Source organism: Mesorhizobium escarrei (assembly GCF_935825525.1).
Taxonomy (GTDB): domain Bacteria; phylum Pseudomonadota; class Alphaproteobacteria; order Rhizobiales; family Rhizobiaceae; genus Mesorhizobium; species Mesorhizobium escarrei.
This window is the reverse complement of the sequence record NZ_CAKXZT010000113.1, coordinates 150,933-166,181: the sequence shown is the minus strand read 5'-3', so window position 1 is coordinate 166,181 and position 15,249 is coordinate 150,933. Positions and strand designations below refer to the sequence as shown.

Annotated in this window: 17 protein-coding genes; 5 read left to right on the top strand and 12 right to left on the bottom strand. The window is 63.6% G+C overall.

Annotated elements, in window-relative coordinates:
- The first annotated feature begins 234 nt into the window (after positions 1 to 234).
- The 5 genes from dnaJ to NMG80_RS08425 all read left to right on the top strand — a co-directional run bounded on the left by dnaJ (position 235) and on the right by NMG80_RS08425 (position 4,119).
- A complete protein-coding gene (dnaJ, locus tag NMG80_RS08445; protein WP_254017692.1) occupies positions 235 to 1,365 on the top strand; it encodes a molecular chaperone DnaJ in 1,131 nt (376 codons plus the stop codon).
- Between the two features lie 142 nt (positions 1,366 to 1,507).
- Positions 1,508 to 2,113 (top strand): phospholipid N-methyltransferase PmtA, encoded by a 606-nt coding sequence (gene pmtA / locus NMG80_RS08440; protein WP_254017691.1) that lies wholly within the window; start codon positions 1,508 to 1,510, stop codon positions 2,111 to 2,113.
- 148 nt (positions 2,114 to 2,261) lie between these two features.
- Positions 2,262 to 2,858: an NADPH-dependent FMN reductase gene (locus NMG80_RS08435; protein WP_254017690.1), complete on the top strand. Its 597-nt coding sequence runs from the start codon at positions 2,262 to 2,264 to the stop codon at positions 2,856 to 2,858.
- A 20-nt stretch (positions 2,859 to 2,878) separates the two neighbouring features.
- Complete coding sequence (pyrF, locus tag NMG80_RS08430; RefSeq protein ID WP_254017716.1) at positions 2,879 to 3,562, top strand: orotidine-5'-phosphate decarboxylase; 684 nt, start codon at positions 2,879 to 2,881, stop codon at positions 3,560 to 3,562.
- A 269-nt stretch (positions 3,563 to 3,831) separates the two neighbouring features.
- Positions 3,832 to 4,119, top strand: a complete 288-nt coding sequence (locus NMG80_RS08425) for a DUF1330 domain-containing protein (protein ID WP_077374344.1) — start codon at positions 3,832 to 3,834, stop codon at positions 4,117 to 4,119.
- Positions 4,120 to 4,142: 23 nt separating this feature from the next.
- Here NMG80_RS08425 and NMG80_RS08420 read toward each other — a convergent pair whose 3' ends face one another.
- The 12 genes from NMG80_RS08420 to NMG80_RS08365 form a co-directional block, all read right to left on the bottom strand.
- Positions 4,143 to 4,496 carry a cupin domain-containing protein gene (locus NMG80_RS08420; protein ID WP_254017689.1) on the bottom strand — a complete coding sequence of 118 codons (354 nt, stop codon included), beginning with the start codon at positions 4,494 to 4,496 and terminating at the stop codon, positions 4,143 to 4,145.
- A gap of 25 nt (positions 4,497 to 4,521) precedes the next feature.
- Positions 4,522 to 5,907, bottom strand: coding sequence for an NAD(P)/FAD-dependent oxidoreductase (locus tag NMG80_RS08415; protein WP_254017688.1), 1,386 nt, complete (start codon positions 5,905 to 5,907; stop codon positions 4,522 to 4,524).
- 24 nt (positions 5,908 to 5,931) lie between these two features.
- The gene (locus tag NMG80_RS08410; RefSeq protein ID WP_254017687.1) at positions 5,932 to 7,041 is read right to left on the bottom strand and encodes an ABC transporter ATP-binding protein; all 1,110 of its coding nucleotides are present in this window, start codon (positions 7,039 to 7,041) and stop codon (positions 5,932 to 5,934) included.
- A 1-nt stretch (position 7,042) separates the two neighbouring features.
- The gene (locus tag NMG80_RS08405; protein ID WP_254017686.1) at positions 7,043 to 7,828 is read right to left on the bottom strand and encodes an ABC transporter permease; all 786 of its coding nucleotides are present in this window, start codon (positions 7,826 to 7,828) and stop codon (positions 7,043 to 7,045) included.
- Positions 7,828 to 8,718 (bottom strand): ABC transporter permease, encoded by an 891-nt coding sequence (locus NMG80_RS08400; protein ID WP_254017685.1) that lies wholly within the window; start codon positions 8,716 to 8,718, stop codon positions 7,828 to 7,830. Before NMG80_RS08400 ends, NMG80_RS08405 begins: the two co-directional genes overlap by 1 nt.
- A 10-nt stretch (positions 8,719 to 8,728) precedes the next feature.
- Positions 8,729 to 9,799, bottom strand: coding sequence for an extracellular solute-binding protein (locus tag NMG80_RS08395; protein WP_254017684.1), 1,071 nt, complete (start codon positions 9,797 to 9,799; stop codon positions 8,729 to 8,731).
- 30 nt (positions 9,800 to 9,829) lie between these two features.
- Positions 9,830 to 10,498 (bottom strand): helix-turn-helix domain-containing protein, encoded by a 669-nt coding sequence (locus tag NMG80_RS08390; protein ID WP_254017683.1) that lies wholly within the window; start codon positions 10,496 to 10,498, stop codon positions 9,830 to 9,832.
- 156 nt (positions 10,499 to 10,654) lie between these two features.
- A complete protein-coding gene (locus NMG80_RS08385; protein WP_254017682.1) occupies positions 10,655 to 11,725 on the bottom strand; it encodes a D-alanine--D-alanine ligase family protein in 1,071 nt (356 codons plus the stop codon).
- Positions 11,726 to 11,885: 160 nt separating this feature from the next.
- Entirely contained in the window at positions 11,886 to 12,767 is an 882-nt protein-coding gene (locus NMG80_RS08380; RefSeq protein ID WP_254017681.1) for an SMP-30/gluconolactonase/LRE family protein, read from the bottom strand.
- A complete protein-coding gene (locus NMG80_RS08375) occupies positions 12,764 to 13,405 on the bottom strand; it encodes a 2-dehydro-3-deoxy-6-phosphogalactonate aldolase (protein ID WP_254017680.1) in 642 nt (213 codons plus the stop codon). The genes NMG80_RS08380 and NMG80_RS08375 overlap by 4 nt, the downstream gene beginning before the upstream one ends.
- A gap of 22 nt (positions 13,406 to 13,427) precedes the next feature.
- On the bottom strand, positions 13,428 to 14,375 hold the full coding sequence (locus NMG80_RS08370; RefSeq protein ID WP_254017679.1) for a 2-dehydro-3-deoxygalactonokinase: 948 nt from the start codon (positions 14,373 to 14,375) through the stop codon (positions 13,428 to 13,430).
- Positions 14,372 to 15,139 carry an SDR family NAD(P)-dependent oxidoreductase gene (locus tag NMG80_RS08365; RefSeq protein WP_301943078.1) on the bottom strand — a complete coding sequence of 256 codons (768 nt, stop codon included), beginning with the start codon at positions 15,137 to 15,139 and terminating at the stop codon, positions 14,372 to 14,374. The genes NMG80_RS08370 and NMG80_RS08365 overlap by 4 nt, the downstream gene beginning before the upstream one ends.
- Positions 15,140 to 15,249: the final 110 nt, after the last annotated feature.

Below are 15,249 nucleotides of genomic sequence, written 5' to 3'. Positions count from 1 at the left end.
AAGTGCTACAGCGTCCTTTGCGCGTCCAACAGGACGCGCGGCGCTGTAGTAAGCCCGGCGCAAAGCCGGGCTTTTTTGCAACTCTGGCCGAAAAAGTGCGCGCCTGATCGAAAAAGTGCGGGCAAGCCCGTGTCAACACTGGCATCCCGGCTCCATCGCACCTAAATCGGAACAGCGTGCCGGCGAACGACGCAAAGTGCTTCAAGACGTTGAATATCCGGACTGCGGGAAAAGATGAAAGCTGATTTCTACGAAACGCTGGGCGTGCAAAAGGGAGCCGACGAGAAGGAGCTCAAGAGCGCTTTCCGCAAGCTGGCCATGCAGTTCCACCCCGATCGCAATCCCGGCGATCATGCCTGCGAGCACAAGTTCAAGGAAATCAACGAAGCCTACGAGACGTTGAAGGATCCGCAGAAGCGCGCGGCCTACGACCGTTTCGGCCACGCCGCCTTCGAACAGGGCGGCATGAACGGCGGCGCACACGGCTTCGGCGCCGGCGGGTTCGCCGACATCTTCGAGGATATTTTCGGCGACATGATGGGCGGGCGCCAGCGCCGCTCGTCAGGCGGACGCGAGCGCGGTGCCGACCTGCGCTACAATATGGAAATCACGCTGGAGGAGGCGTTTACCGGCAAGACGGCGCAGATCCACGTGCCGGCCTCGATTTCCTGCATGGAATGCTCCGGCAGCGGCGCCAAGCCCGGCACCCAGCCCGTCACCTGCTCGATGTGCAACGGCCACGGCAAGGTGCGCGCCACGCAAGGCTTCTTCTCGATCGAGCGCACCTGCCCGCAATGCCAGGGTCGTGGCCAGACCATCAAGGAGCCGTGCCCGAAATGCGCCGGCCAGGGCCGCGTCACCGAGGAGCGCTCGCTGTCGGTCAACATCCCGGCCGGCATTGAGGACGGCACCCGCATCCGCCTTGCCAATGAGGGCGAGGCCGGCCTGCGCGGCGGCCCGTCGGGCGATCTTTATATTTTCCTGGCGGTCAAGCCGCATGAATTCTTCCAGCGCGACGGCGCCGATCTCTACTGCAAGGTGCCGATCTCAATGACGACGGCTGCCCTTGGCGGTTCCTTCGAGGTGACGACGCTTGACGGCACCCAGACGAAGGTCAAGGTGCCGGAAGGCACCCAGAACGGCCGCCAGTTCCGCCTCAAGGGCAAGGGCATGCCGGTGCTGCGCCAGCACAATGTCGGCGATCTCTACATCCAGACCGCGGTCGAGACGCCGCAGAGCCTATCCCGCCGCCAGCGCGAGCTGCTGGAGGAGTTCGAGCAGCTTTCCTCGAAGGATAATTCGCCGCAGTCGAGCGGCTTTTTCGCCCGCATGAAGGACTTTTTCGAGACCTTCGGCGAGCGCTGATGGCGACTCTCGCCAATCGGGTGTAGATTACAATCGAGCGGAAGCTCCCCTAGCGTCATCAACAGCTTATACCGGCGTCCGCCTTGTCTTGAAGCCCGTAGCTGCTAAGTAGCCACTCGGGGGACCGTTCAGGAGAACTTGCATGGCACATGGTCCCGGACTGCGAAAGGCGCTGGCAGAGAAGTTCGACGACGAACTGAAGTTCTTCAAGGGCTGGATCGACAAGCCGAAGGCGGTCGGTTCGATCGTGCCGACCAGTTCCATCACGGCCCGCAAGATGGCGTCCGTCGTCAACCCGAACTCGGGCCTGCCGGTGCTCGAAGTCGGGCCCGGCACCGGCGTCATCACCCGAGCCATCCTCGCCCAGGGCGTAAAGCCTGAAAATCTCTACGCAGTCGAATACTCCCCCGATTTCGTGCGCCATCTGCGCCAGCTCTATCCCGGCGTCAACGTCATCGAGGGCGACGCCTTCAATCTCGATGCGACGCTCGGCGACAAGAGCGGCCTGACCTTCGATTCGGTCATCTCCGGCGTGCCATTGCTCAATTTCCCGGTCGCCCAGCGCGTCGCCTATGTCGAAAGCCTTCTCGACCGCATGCCGACAGGCCGCCCCATCGTGCAGCTGACCTACGGCCCGCTGTCGCCGATCCCGCCCGGCCGCGGCGACTACACGGTCGAGCATTTCCATTTCGTCATCCGCAACATCCCGCCAACGCAGCTGTGGATCTACCGGCGCGGGGCGTATTAGGGTGTGCCGATTTTCAGGTGAGGCCAGCCTGACCTGAATCTCATCACACCCTCACGCAAGTGCCCCCCGAGATGGCTTTTCGATTTTTGGGCCGGTGCGTTGATTTGGCCGATCCTTGGCTGTACCTGTCCGGGAACATGGGGGGCCGATGGCAGTGATCCCGAAAATTCTCGTCTTCGCGGGTTCGATTCGCTCTGGCGCCTACAGCGGCAGGACCGCCGATGTAGCGCAGAAGGAACTCGCCATGCAGGGCGCCGAGGTGACCCGCATCTCGCTTGCCGACTATCCGCTGCCGATCTTCGACGAGGATCTGGAAAAGGAGGAAGGCATTCCCGAGAACGCCATCAAGCTTGCCCGGCAAATCGCGGTCCATGACGGGCTTCTGATCGCGACGCCCGAATATAACGGCTCGATCCCGCCGCTGCTCAAGAATACCATCGATTGGGTGAGCCGGGTGCGCACGGATGGCGGGCGGTCGTTCAGACCGTTCACCGGCAAGCCCGCCGGCCTTTGTTCGTCTTCCAAAGGACATTTCGCCGGGGTACGCTGCATCAACCATCTGCGCGCCGTGCTGGTGCGCTGCCAGATGGAGGTGGTGACGCCGGAGTGCTTGGTGCCGGAGGGCGGCAACGCGTTCGACGCGGACGGGAATTTCAGGGACGAGCGACTGCACAGATCGATGGAGCACCTATGCCGCACGCTGATCGAAACCTCGCGCCTGCTGTCGACGCGGATCGAGGCGTGATCCGGGAGCGCGCCAGCACCATGCAAGGCAGGCTGATCGTCGGCCTCGACGTGCCGACGCTGAACGACGCCGAGAAGGTGGTGCGCGAGCTCGACGGGGTCGTCTCCTTCTACAAGATCGGCTATCAGCTCGCCTTCGCTGGCGGGATTGACTTCGCCCGCGAGCTCGCCAGCGGCGGCACCAGGATCTTCCTCGATATGAAGCTGCTCGACATCGACAACACGGTGGCCAAGGGCGTCGAGGCCATTGCCAGGATGGGCATGACCATGCTGACGCTGCACGCCTATCCGAAGACGATGAAGGCAGCGGTCGAGGCCGCCAGGGGCAGCGATCTCTGCCTGCTTGGCGTCACCGTGCTGACCTCGATGGACGAGCAGGACGTGATCGACGCCGGCTATGAGCATGACCCGCATACGCTGGTGCTGAGGCGCTCCGAGCAGGCGCTGCATGCCGGCATGGGGGGCATCGTCTGCTCGGCCGAGGAAGCAGAAGCGGTGCGCCGGATCGTCGGCCCCAACATGGCCGTCGTCACGCCGGGGATACGGCCCAAGGGCAGCGACCATGGCGACCAGAAACGCGTGGTCACACCGGCGCAAGCGATCCGCAACGGCTCAAGCCATCTCGTCGTCGGCCGGCCGATCGTCGGCGCCGCCGACAGGCGAGCGGTCGCGGAAGCCATTCTTGACGAAATGCGCTCGGCCTAAAGCGCGTCGCGTTGACCGGCCTCATGCGACGCGCTTTAGGTTGTTGTTTCATGCATGTCGTTATCGCAAAACCGCTGCACACTTTTGCGCGACATGCAGTAGGGACCGATTCCGAAACTCTACTCCGGCGGCCGTCTGGCGGCGTTTTCTCCGCTTCCGGTGCTCACGTACTTTAAGTACGCTCCGCTCCGGTTCTCGAAAACACCCCCAGCAATCTCGCCGGAGCGACTTTCAAAATTGGTCCGCACGGCCAAAACAGGAGAAGAAGCATGCCCAAGGGATATTGGATTGCCCGCGTCGATGTGCGCGATGCGGAAGGTTACAAGGACTATGTCGCAGCCGCCAAGCTTGCCTTCGACCGTTTCGATGTAAAATTCCTGGCACGCGGCGGCGCACATGAAAAAGTCGAGGGGCCCGGTCGTGACCGCAACGTCATCATCGAGTTTCCGTCGTTGGCTGCGGCCCATGATTGCTATCACTCGCCGGAGTATCAGCGGGCGGTCGCGATCCGCCAGAAAGTAGCCGACGGCGAGATCGTGCTGGTCGAGGGGCTTTAGCTCAGCGGCAACCGCTGTGTCGGTCAGACCGCATGCAGGATATAAAGCTTGCGCGTTTTCTCATGGATGGTCCATTCGCCCTCCCAGCCAAGCGGCAGGACGAGCAATTCGCCGGGTCCGACATTTTTGGCTGCGCCACCAGGACCGTGCAGCGTCACGCGGCCGGACACGAGGTGGCAAACCTCGGAATTCGTGTCACGGCGCGCGGTGAACCGGCCTCGCGAACATTCCCAGACACCGACTTCGATCTTGCCATCCTCCGACGTCCAAAGCGTGTTGGCTGCTTCCAGCTGATCGCCTTCCAGCGAGGTGGGTTTCGGCTGGGGCTCACCGAGGTCGATGTGCGCCAGGTGGGCGAAAGTCTTGAAGTCGATCATTGCTAAATCCTCGAAGTGATGCGGTTCAGTGCCCGGTGATGCGATCGGCCAGGGCGGCCAGCCGCGACGTGCGCGGCAGCCCCTTTGCTTCCCGCTCGTCGGCAATTCGATAGAGCTGATACATCGAATGGACGCCAAGCCAGCGCAGCGGCTCTGGCTCCCACTTGCGCACGGTTCGATTGACCCAGGGAAGCCGCGTCAGCTCGGTGTCGTTGCCCAGCAGCAGATCGCGCAGAGTGCGCCCCGAAAGGTTCGAGGTGGAAACGCCGAGACCGACATAGCCGCCGGCCCAACCTATTCCGGTCTGCCTGTCAAAGCCCACCGTCGTGCACCAGTCGCGCGGCACGCCCAGCGTTCCACACCACGCGTGGTCGAGCTTGAGTCCCTTGGTCTGCGGCAGAAGCGTCGTCAGGATTTTGTGCAGCTTGTCGATCGTCGCCTGCTGGGTGACGCCTCGAACGTCGGTCTTCGAGCCGAACCGATAGGGCACCCCGCGTCCGCCCATGGCAATGCGTCCTTCCCGGGTGCGCTGGGCATAACAGTAAGTGTGCGCGGCGTCGCCGAGCACCTCGTAGCCATCCCAGCCGATTTCGCTCCACAGCTTTTCGGACAACGGCTCGGTGACCACGATGGCGCTGTTGAGCGCCAACCACAGTCTTTCGTGGCCGGCGATTCCCGCGGTAAAACCCTCGGTCGCCCGCACGATCTTTTCGGCTCGCACCACGCCCCGGTTGGTTGCGACCTTGCCTTTTTCGATCGACAGCACCGTCGTCTTTTCATAGATCGGGACACCGAGGCGCTCCACTGCCCTGGCGAGCCCCTGCACCAGCTTTGCGGGCTGAACCCGCGCAACTTTCTTGATGACGAAGGCGCCGCGCGCGTTGTGCACCGCTATGCGCCGGCGCATCTCGGCTGCATCGATATACCCCACACGTTCGTCGGTCAGTTCCCAGGATCTGGCATGGGCATACATCGCCTTGGCACGCTGCTCCTGCGCCTCGTTGGTTGCGACCAGCAGTTCATCGGTACGGCGAATGTCGGCGTCGATGCCTTCGGTTTCCGCAACCGATATGACCTCGTTCACCGTACCCGTCATTGCCGCTTGCATGGCGATGACTCCAGCGCGCGAGGCTGCCTTCTCATATTTTTCGCGTGACCATGAGAACCCGCCGGACAGCCAGCCGCCATTGCGCCCCGAAGCACCGAAGCCGGCGAACTCCTTCTCGACGATGACAATGTTGAGGTGGGGCGCTGCCTGCTTCAGATAATAGGCGGTCCAAAGGCCGGTGTAGCCGGCTCCGACGATGCAGACGTCGGCCACGATATCGCCCTGCAGCGGCGGCCGATGGCCGGGCACGCCACCGATGTCGGCATACCAGAATGAAACGTCGCCGTTCTTCTTCACGTCCATTGTCGAGATTTTCCCAGATAGGATTCAGGTCAGCGTGAAATCGGCGTTTTCGTCGTCCGCCAACAGCTTCACGTCGCTGCCCGCGAATACGAGATCAACCTCGTCGCCGATGGCGAAGGTCTCGGCGTCCAGCGTCGAGCGCACGATGGCCTTGGAGGTGTCGGCCAGCACGACCTCGTATTTGGAGCCCGATCCGAGATAGATGGCTTCACCGATGCGCCCGGGCAGGGTGTTTCGATCTTGTCCGCCCTTCCCCCGCCTGGCGAGGCTCAGCTTCTCCGGCCGCAGCAGCATCACGGGTTTAGCGCCGTCGCCAAGGCGTTTTGCGGCAGCCACTTTCCGTCCGGCTACGTCGATGGCGGTCTCGTTCCCGGAGGTGGAGGCTGCGCCACGCAGTATCGTCGAGTCGCCGACGAATTTTCCGACGAACAAGGTCTCGGGCTCGTCGTAGAGCTGGCGGCCGGTGCCGATCTGCTCGATGCGTCCCTGGTTGAACACGGCGATGCGGTCCGAGAGCACCAGGGCCTCCTCCTGGTCGTGCGTAACGTAAACGAAGGTGGTGCCCAGTTCCCGGTGGATCCGTTTGATCTCGAGCTGCAGCCATTCACGCAGCTTCTTGTCGAGTGCGCCGAGGGGCTCGTCCATCAGGAGCAGCGGCGGGTCGAATACGATGGCACGCGCCAGCGCGACGCGCTGCTGCTGCCCGCCGGAGAGCTCGCTGGGGAAGCGGTGGCCGAAATCCGCCATCTTCACCATGTCCAGCGCCTTGCGCACCCGGCCCTCGCGATCGGGATTGGCGATGCCGCGCAGGGTCAGCGGATAGGCGACGTTCCTGCTCACCGTCATGTGCGGGAACAGCGCGTAGTGCTGGAAGACCAAGCCGATGTTGCGTTTATGCGCCGGTACGCCAATGACGCTCTTGCCGCCGACATCAAGCGAACCCGAACTGACCTCAGTGAAGCCGGCGATGACGTTGAGCGTGGTCGTCTTGCCCGAGCCGCTGGGTCCGAGCAGCGTCATGAACTCCCCCGGCTCGATGTGCAGCGAGACCTTATCGAGAGCGATGAAGCTGCCATAGTGTTTGCTGACGGATTTGAGATCGATGGCTGCGCCGCGGGTCGATGGAGAGGCCATGTCAACGTTTTCCCTGTCTCGAACCGATCAGCAGCCCCGCCCCTATCACCAGCGACGTCGTGATGAAGAGCAGCGTGCCCACCGCCGCAACGGTGGGGTCGGCATCCCGGGTAATGCTCGAGAATATCTGGACCGGCAGTGTCTTCAAATACGGGCTGGTGATGAACAGCGCGACGATGATCTCGTCGAACGAGGTTACGAAGGCAAACAGCAGGCCCGACAGGATGCCCGGCGCGATCAGCGGCAACGTCACCGTCCTGAACGCCGTCAGCCGGGTCGCGCCGAGGCTGGCCGCAGCAGTCTCCAGCCGTTTGTCGAAGACTTCCAGGCTGGCGGAGACGGCGATGATGACGAAAGGAACGGCGAGCATCGTGTGGGCCAGCACGAAGCCGGCCATGGTGCCGACCAACCGCGTATCGAGATAGACGGCGTAGATTCCGACGGCGAGCACCACCCCCGGCACGACCATTGGCGTGATCAGCAGCGCGCGCAGCACGCCGCTGACGCGGCTTTTCATGCGATCGAGGCCGAATGCCGCCAGCGTGCCGATGACGGTGGCGAACAGCGCCGTGACGACGGCAACCTTGAGCGAGCCGACCAGGCTCGCCGACCATTCGGGATTGGTGAAAAAGTTCTGGTACCACTGCCAGGAAAAGCCGGATGGCGGAAAGGCCAGCGACTTCTTGTCGTTGAACGACATCGGCACGACGACGATTGTCGGTGCGACCAGCCAGACCGCGACCAGCAGGCAGTACAGACCGAGCAGGATTCGACCGGGCTGTTTCATCAGCGCCTCGAGCCCGTCTTGTGCGGTTGACGCGACAGCGGTGCTGCGAGCGCGAGCAGGACGAAGGTCGCGATCAACAGCACCACACCCATCGCACCGCCGCGACCCCAGTTGAGCAGGCTGAGCACCTGGTTCTGGATCAAGGTCGAGAGCATGGTCGACCGCGGACCACCGAGCAGCGCCGGGGTGATGTAGAATCCGAGCGCAAGAATGAACACGATGATGGCGCCCGCGTAGACGCCCGGAAGCGAGAGCGGCAGATAGACCTGGGCAAAGGCGCGCGCCGGGCTCGCGCCGAGGCTCCGTGCCGCCTGCATGAGCCGCAGGTCGATCGTCTTCATCACCGAATAGAGCGGCAGGATCATGAACGGCAACAGCACCTGCGCCATGCCGATCACCACGCCTGTCTGCGTCCGGATCAGCTTGACCGGGCTCAGGCCGACTGCCCGGATGACGGAGTTGATCACGCCGGAATCCTGCAGCAGGATGACCCATGCCAAGGTGCGCACCACGCCGCTCACCCAGAACGGCACCAGCACGCACAGGATGAGGACGAGCCGCATCTTGGGTCCAACCGCGGTCATCACATAGGCATAGGGATAGCCGGCAATGAGACATACCAACGTCACCCAGGCGGAGATCGCGAAGGTCCGCTGAAGCACGGTCAGGTTGACCGGCGTGCCGAAGAACCAGGCATAGTTCTGCCATCCCCATTGCGGCTCGGAAAAGCTGCGCAAGGTGACGATGGCGAGCGGCAGACCAAGGCAGATGACGAGCAGCAGCAGCGCCGGCGCGACAAGCCAAAAAGCTTGTCCACGAAACCAGCGCCGCCGGTCGTCTGCGGCGACAGCCGAAACAGTGTTCCGGCTGTCGATTGCTCTCGTTGCCACGGTAGCGAACCTAGTTGCCCGCCATCAAGGCGTTCCACTTTTCGTTCGCCACCTCGAAGTTCTCCACCCAGAACTTGATGTTCTGCTGGTAGCCAAGCTTCAGCTTGTCCGGCGTGTTGGTCATGAACGCCGCGGTGACCTCGTCCACTTCGGGCTTCGCGTCCTTGTGGATAGGGGTATACGAGGTGGTTTTTGCAAGCGTCTCCTGCGCGCTCTTGCCGACATAGGCGTTGATCAGCGCATGCGCCGCGTCGGGATCCTTGACGCCCATCGGAACGGTCATCTGGTCCATCACAACCAGCCAGTCCTGCCACGCCGGCGTGTACTTCGCGCCGTTCTTGACCGCGGTCATGGCACGTCCGGTCCACATCGCGATCATGTCGGCTTCGCCGGATTCGGCGAGCTGTTGGGAATCGGCGCCGGTCTTCCAGAAGATCGTGTCCGGACCGAGCGACTTCAGCTTCTCCATCGCCTTGTCGATATCGGCAACCGTCATGTTTTCGACCGACCCACCGGCTGCGAGCAGCGCCTGCTCGATCATTCCGCCGGACAGATCGCCGCTGCCGTCCAACGCGCGCGATCCTGGGAACTTCTCGATGTCGAAGAAATCCCTCCAGCTCTTGGGCGGGTTATCCTTGTATTTTTCGGTGTTGTACATCAGCACCACGCCATAGTTCATGGCCGGCACACTGCATTCGCTGATCTGGCCCTCCGGAATGTTGGACGTATCGATCTTCGAGAAGTCCAGCTTCTGGAACAGCTTGCCGCAATAGACGTAGGGCGGGAAATCGCCGGTATCGACAACGTCCCAGGTGACATTGCCGGACTCGACCTGCGCCTTCAGTTTCGAGATTTCAGTTGGCCCGTCGCTGAGCAGCGTCACGCCGGATTTGTCGACGAACTCTTTCAGCGCGGCGATCTGACCATCCTGGTAAATGCCTCCATACGAGACGAAGGTAAGCGTCTTGCCCTTCAGCGAGCCCTCGGCCACCTCGCCTGCCACGGGCTTGCTCTGCGCAAGCGCTGCGGTCGTGATCATCAGCAGCCCGAGTGCGGCCACCTGTCCGATCTTGGTCTTCATAGTTTTATCTCCCATTTATTTGCACCCGCATTAGTTCGGTTCGCCCGGCTGCGAGCCTTGTCCGGGCGTGTATCGATTGAGTTCCGCCGCGCCGCTGGTCGGGGGCGCGATGATCCAGAGCACCTGCGCCGGCGTCTCGCCGATGTTTGCGGTGCGATGCGGCGTCGAGGTTGCGTATTCGATGCTGTCGCCCTCGTTCATGACGAAACACTCGCCTGCCAGCGTCAACTCGACCGTCCCCTTCAGGACGACGAACATCTCGTGCTTGCCGCCATGCGTGTAAGCGTCGTCGCCGGTCGAGCCGCCGACGTCGAACTCCCCCGAATAAACCTCGAATTCATGGATCGGCCGCCGCGACAGTAGCGTCTTCCGGCAACCGTGGCTGATCGGCAGCAAGGGGCGTTCGGCTCTGGTAAGCACCTTGTGGAACCCGCCCTCGGTCTGCTCGAACAGGTCGTTGATGCCGAGATCCAACGCAGCCGCGATCCGCATCAGAGTGCTGGCGCTGGCTCCGCTCAGGTTGCGCTCGAGCTGGCTGATGAAGCTCGCCGTCGTGCCGACCATGTCGGCCAGCTGGCGAAGCGAAATGCGCCGGGCTGTGCGAATGGCCTTGATCCGGCCGCCGACATGCTTCGCCTTTTCTGCTTCCGGCGCTGCCAGCGCCGTCATCGCGGGGGATGTCGCAGGGTCGACTTTCACCGATTGCCTCCTCACTTAACACCTTATTAAGTGAGATGTCGGAACGCAAGCCTTTTGTCGAGAAACGATCCTGGGCCGCCGGTCAGCTGCGACGCGGGCGCTGCTCATCTTGCTGGCGGACTTGGCTCTCTGGGCAGCTTCGCGCAGGGTTTCTGCTCAGGACGCGGCCAATCGGCTAAAACGGCTCGCGGCGGTCTCGGCCATAGCATCGGCGAGTCCCATCTCCCATTGCGTACGGCAATAGGCGCGGAAATCGAAGCAGGGCAGGCCGGGGCAAACCTCGAATTCGATGAGATGGACGCTGTCGTCGGCTTCGACCCGAAAATCGATGGAAAACACATCCCGCAGGCCAAGCCCGGCGATCAGGTTTTGCGCGATCCGTCGGATCCTTGCATCGGCACGCGGCTGGCTGGCGGCAACCGGCAGCAGCACCGGCTCGGCATAGGTTCCCGCCGCCCTGGCAGCCTCGCCGGTGTCGCCGTAGAGCGCCAGGCTGTCTTCCATGGTCTGGAAATCACTTCCCGAATCGACAATGACGATGCCGAGCGCTTCGACGCCGGTGTCCGGCTTTAGACCGAGAAAACTGGCGCGCGCATTCCGCCCGGTGACGTAGGGCTGCACGACGACATCGTCGCGATAGTCAGCGAAGACGCGCCGGCTAAGCTCAAGCGCGTGGCCGAGATCTCTGCTGCGCGAATCCGGCCAGATGCCGATCTTGGCGCCGAGCCGGTTCGGTTTGACAAACCAGCCGGCTGGCGAAGCCGGTGGCTCGACCAGCCAGCGGCCGTCGCGGGCCAAACCGGATTGCGGCACCGGCAGGCCGAGTGCGCCGAGCACGGCGCCGGAGCGGAACTTGTCCTGGCAGAGCGCAAACAGCGCATCATCGGCGCCGAGCAGCTTCAGGCCGTTCAGCCTTGCCAGCGCCGGCGCTGCACCGCCGCGGAAATAGGCGATGCCGTCGGTCAGCGTCCACACCAGCGTCGTCTTCGGATCCTCACCGGCAAGCACATTTGCGGCATCGTCGAGCGCCACCGGCGCGAAGGACAGGCCGCGCGTCTGGCAGGCTGCGGCCAGCGCGTCGAACTCAGGGGCGATGTCGGTCGATTGCGCCAGATAGGAGGCGATTTCGGCGGCGCGCCCCGCCACGTGGCCATCGGCGACCAGCCGCTCGAAACAGGCCTTTTCCGGCTCGTAGACAAGGATCAGCTTCGGCCTGCGGCTTGACATCGATGTGAATGGGTCCTGGCAGCGCGATTGGCCTACCATCGCACGGCTGATGTATCGGGCTTTCGTGTAACCGACGTCAGCCGGGCGCCTGCGCGACAGTGCTGGCGCGATCTTCCTGTTTGACCATGATCTTTCCGAACCGGAGGTTCCGGATCATGGTCTAGGCGATCAGCACGCGCGGCTCGAAGCGGCCGTTGACCGGAATGTCGAGCAAAAACGTCATGCCGGCTTGCGGGTCCAGCAGGCGCTGTTTCTCATCCTTGCCCGACCATGCGGAGGTGACCGCCAGCCGGTCGGCATCCCTGCCGACAAAGGCCGGGCAGGACGGCTGCGTCACCGGCATCGCGACCGAACGGATGAGCTTGCCGTCAGGTCCGTAGGCTTCAACGACGCTGCCGCCCCAGCAGGCGTTCCACAGGACACCGTCGCGATCGAGCACCGAACCGTCGATATAGCCCTTGGCCTTGCGATGATCGACGAAGATTTTTGGCTCGCCAATCGGCAAGCCGGTCGCCGGATCGCAGCCGACGCGCATCAGCAGGCCGGTGCTGGTGTCGGTGTAATAGGCAACGGTTCCATCTTCGGAAAAACAGATCGAGTTCGACACCGTGATGTCGGAATAAAGCCGGCGCAACTCCCCCTTGAAGAACCAGTAGATCGAACCGGCGGCCTTTTCCTCGCCCTTGCCCATCGTGCCGACCCAAAAGGCGCCGCAGGGGTGGACGCGCGAATCATTCGAGCGCGTCGCCGCATTGTCGGCCTCGATGGCCGTATGCAGCGTCATCTTGCCTGTCGCGACATCGCGGACGTGCAGGCCGGTTTCGGTGGCGATCAACTGTCTTTTGTCGTCGACGATGGCGATCGCGCTGGCCATCTGGCCAAGCTCTTGGATTTTGACCGCACCGCCGGAAAGGGGCTTTTCCAAAAGCTGGCCGTTGACGATGTCGAACCAGTAGAGCGTATCGGTGGCGGGGTCATAGCTTGGGCCTTCGCCGAGCTGGCAGACATGGTCGGAAAAAACCGAGACGATGGCTTCGCTCATCCTGCCGCTCCAAACGCCGCATCCCAGGCTGCGACTGCGGCCTGCGCCCGCGTTGCCACCTCATCGACGCTCATACCGGGCTTGAACAGGCTGGAGCCAAGGCCGAAGACGCTGACACCTGCCGCCTTGTAGCCGGCAAAGTCCCTTTCCGAAACGCCGCCGACCGCGCCGACCAACGTCCGGGTAGGCAGAACCGCGTGCATCGCCGCGATCCCGGCCGCGCCGAGCACGCTGGCCGGGAAGAATTTCAGCGCCGAGGCGCCGAGCCGGATGGCCTGGAAGGCCTCGGTCGGCGTGAACACGCCGGGCATCGTCACCATGCCGTAATTCATGGCGCGACCCATGACCTCCGCATCGATGTTGGGACTGACCAGCAGCCGCCCGCCGGCCTTGTTCAATCCGTCGACATCGGCTGCGGTCAACACAGTCCCGGCGCCGACTAGTGCCGTCGCCGGCAGCGCCTCCACGATCTTTGCGATGGAGACAAACGGGTCCGGCGAATTGAGCGGCACTTCGATCGCTTCGATGCCGGCCTCGAAGATCGCCCGACCGACGGCCACTGCCTCGTCCGGCTTGAGGCCGCGCAGAATGGCAACAAGCCCGCGCTCGAGCTTCGGAAACGATGTGGTCTCGGTCATGCGGCAACTCCGCTGTTGTCGATCATGTCTGGGCAATCATGCCATTTTCGCGCGCCGCCTCGATCAGGCCGGCACGCACCGCCTCGTCGGCATCGACGGCTCTCACCGCAAGTCCGGCAAGGCCGAGCGCTTCAGTGTAGAGCGCGCCGAGCGCGCCGGATGCGACCAGCACGATCGACGCCGCGCCTTTTCCATAGCGGCGGCTGGCCGAGGCGATCTCGCCGCCGATCAGCAGGCCGGACAGGCAAGCAGCGGCATCGTCGGCCTTCAGGTCCTGCAAAAGGCCCGCAGCGCGGATCGAGAACAGTCTCGACGTGACATCGCCGCCCTCGGCCAGCGCGGTCTCGCACCAGCGCTGGAAAAACGGATTGCCTGGTGCAACCGGCTTGGGCTGCTCGCCCAGCGAATGGCGCAGGATCGAATGCGCCGCCAGCACCGAAAACAGCTCGCCGGTCGGCCAGGTGCCGAAACCGGCAACGGCGCCGTCCTCGACCAGCACCCATTTCGAGTGGGTGCCGGGCATGCAGACGAGATGGCGGCCTTTTGCCGGCAAACCGGCGCCGGCAAGCTGCGTTTCCTCGCCGCGCATGACATCGGGCGCGTCGGCCTGGCGCTGGGCCAGGCCCGGCACGATGCGGATGTCGCGGCGCTGGCCGGGAACGCGCGCAGCACCGGCAAGGATGGCACCTAGCGGCGCCGGCACGGTGACATAGGGCGCCTCCAGCCATCCCTGGCGCGAGCCGGCCATGCCGCAGATGATGACGGGCATCGTTTCCGGCGCGCCCATCGCCGCCAGATGTCCTTCGAGGATGGTCGAAAATCCGGCCGCCTGCGCGGTGATCAGCCCGTCGTCGCCGCGGCGCTCGGCAAGGACGTTTCCGGCCTCATCGACCAGCCAGACCCTGAGACGGGTCGTGCCCCAGTCGACGGCGGCGACGGCCGGCGCCTTGCGCGACGATCCTGGGCTCACAGGAAGCCTCCGTCGACGATCAGCATCTGCGCGGTCAGCATCCGCGAAGCGTCCGACGCCAGGAACAGCACCGTGCCGACGACGTCTTCCGGCTGCATCACCTGCTTGATGCATTGCTTGGCCACGTGGGCGGCGAGCGCCTGTTCGGTGACCCAGAGCTGCTTCTGCCGCTCGGTGATCACCCAGCCGGGTGCGATCGCATTGACGCGAATGTCGTCGGCGCCGAGCTTGCCGGCAAGCCCCTTGGTCAGGCCGACGATGCCCGCCTTAGCGGCGGTATAGGCCGGCATGTCGGGGTGATTGATCAGGAACGACGTCGACGTGAAGTTGATGATCGAGCCGCCGCCGGCGCGCTTCATGCCCGGCGCCACCGCCTGTGCGGAGAAGAAATGCGGACGCAGGTTGACCGCCTGGTTGTTGTCCCAGAACTCCACGGTGACGTCTTCCACCGCGTGGCGGTCGTCAAGTGCTGCATTGTTGACCAGCACGGTGACGTCGCCATGCGCCTCTGCCGCCCTGGCGGCCGAAGCCCGCAGAGCCTCGACGTCGCGTATGTCGGTCTTGAGATAGAGAGGCCGCCGGCCGAGCTCCTTCTCGATGCGGTCGGCCAGCGCCAGGCTCGGGCCGTCGGCGATGTCGATGAAGGCGACCTTTGCCCCCTGGCGGGCAAAACCCTCGGTCAGCGCCGCGCCAATGCCGGAACCGCCGCCGGTGATCAGCACCGAAGCCCCTTCAAGGTCGGCAAAGCGTGCCGATGGCATCATTTTTTTCTCCCTGGCTCAGTCGGCGCGCATCCTAGCCAGCCCGGTCGGGGGAGCAAGGGCGAAAAACCGATTCCCGAGGCTTATGTCAGACAAAAAGACGATCACGCCCC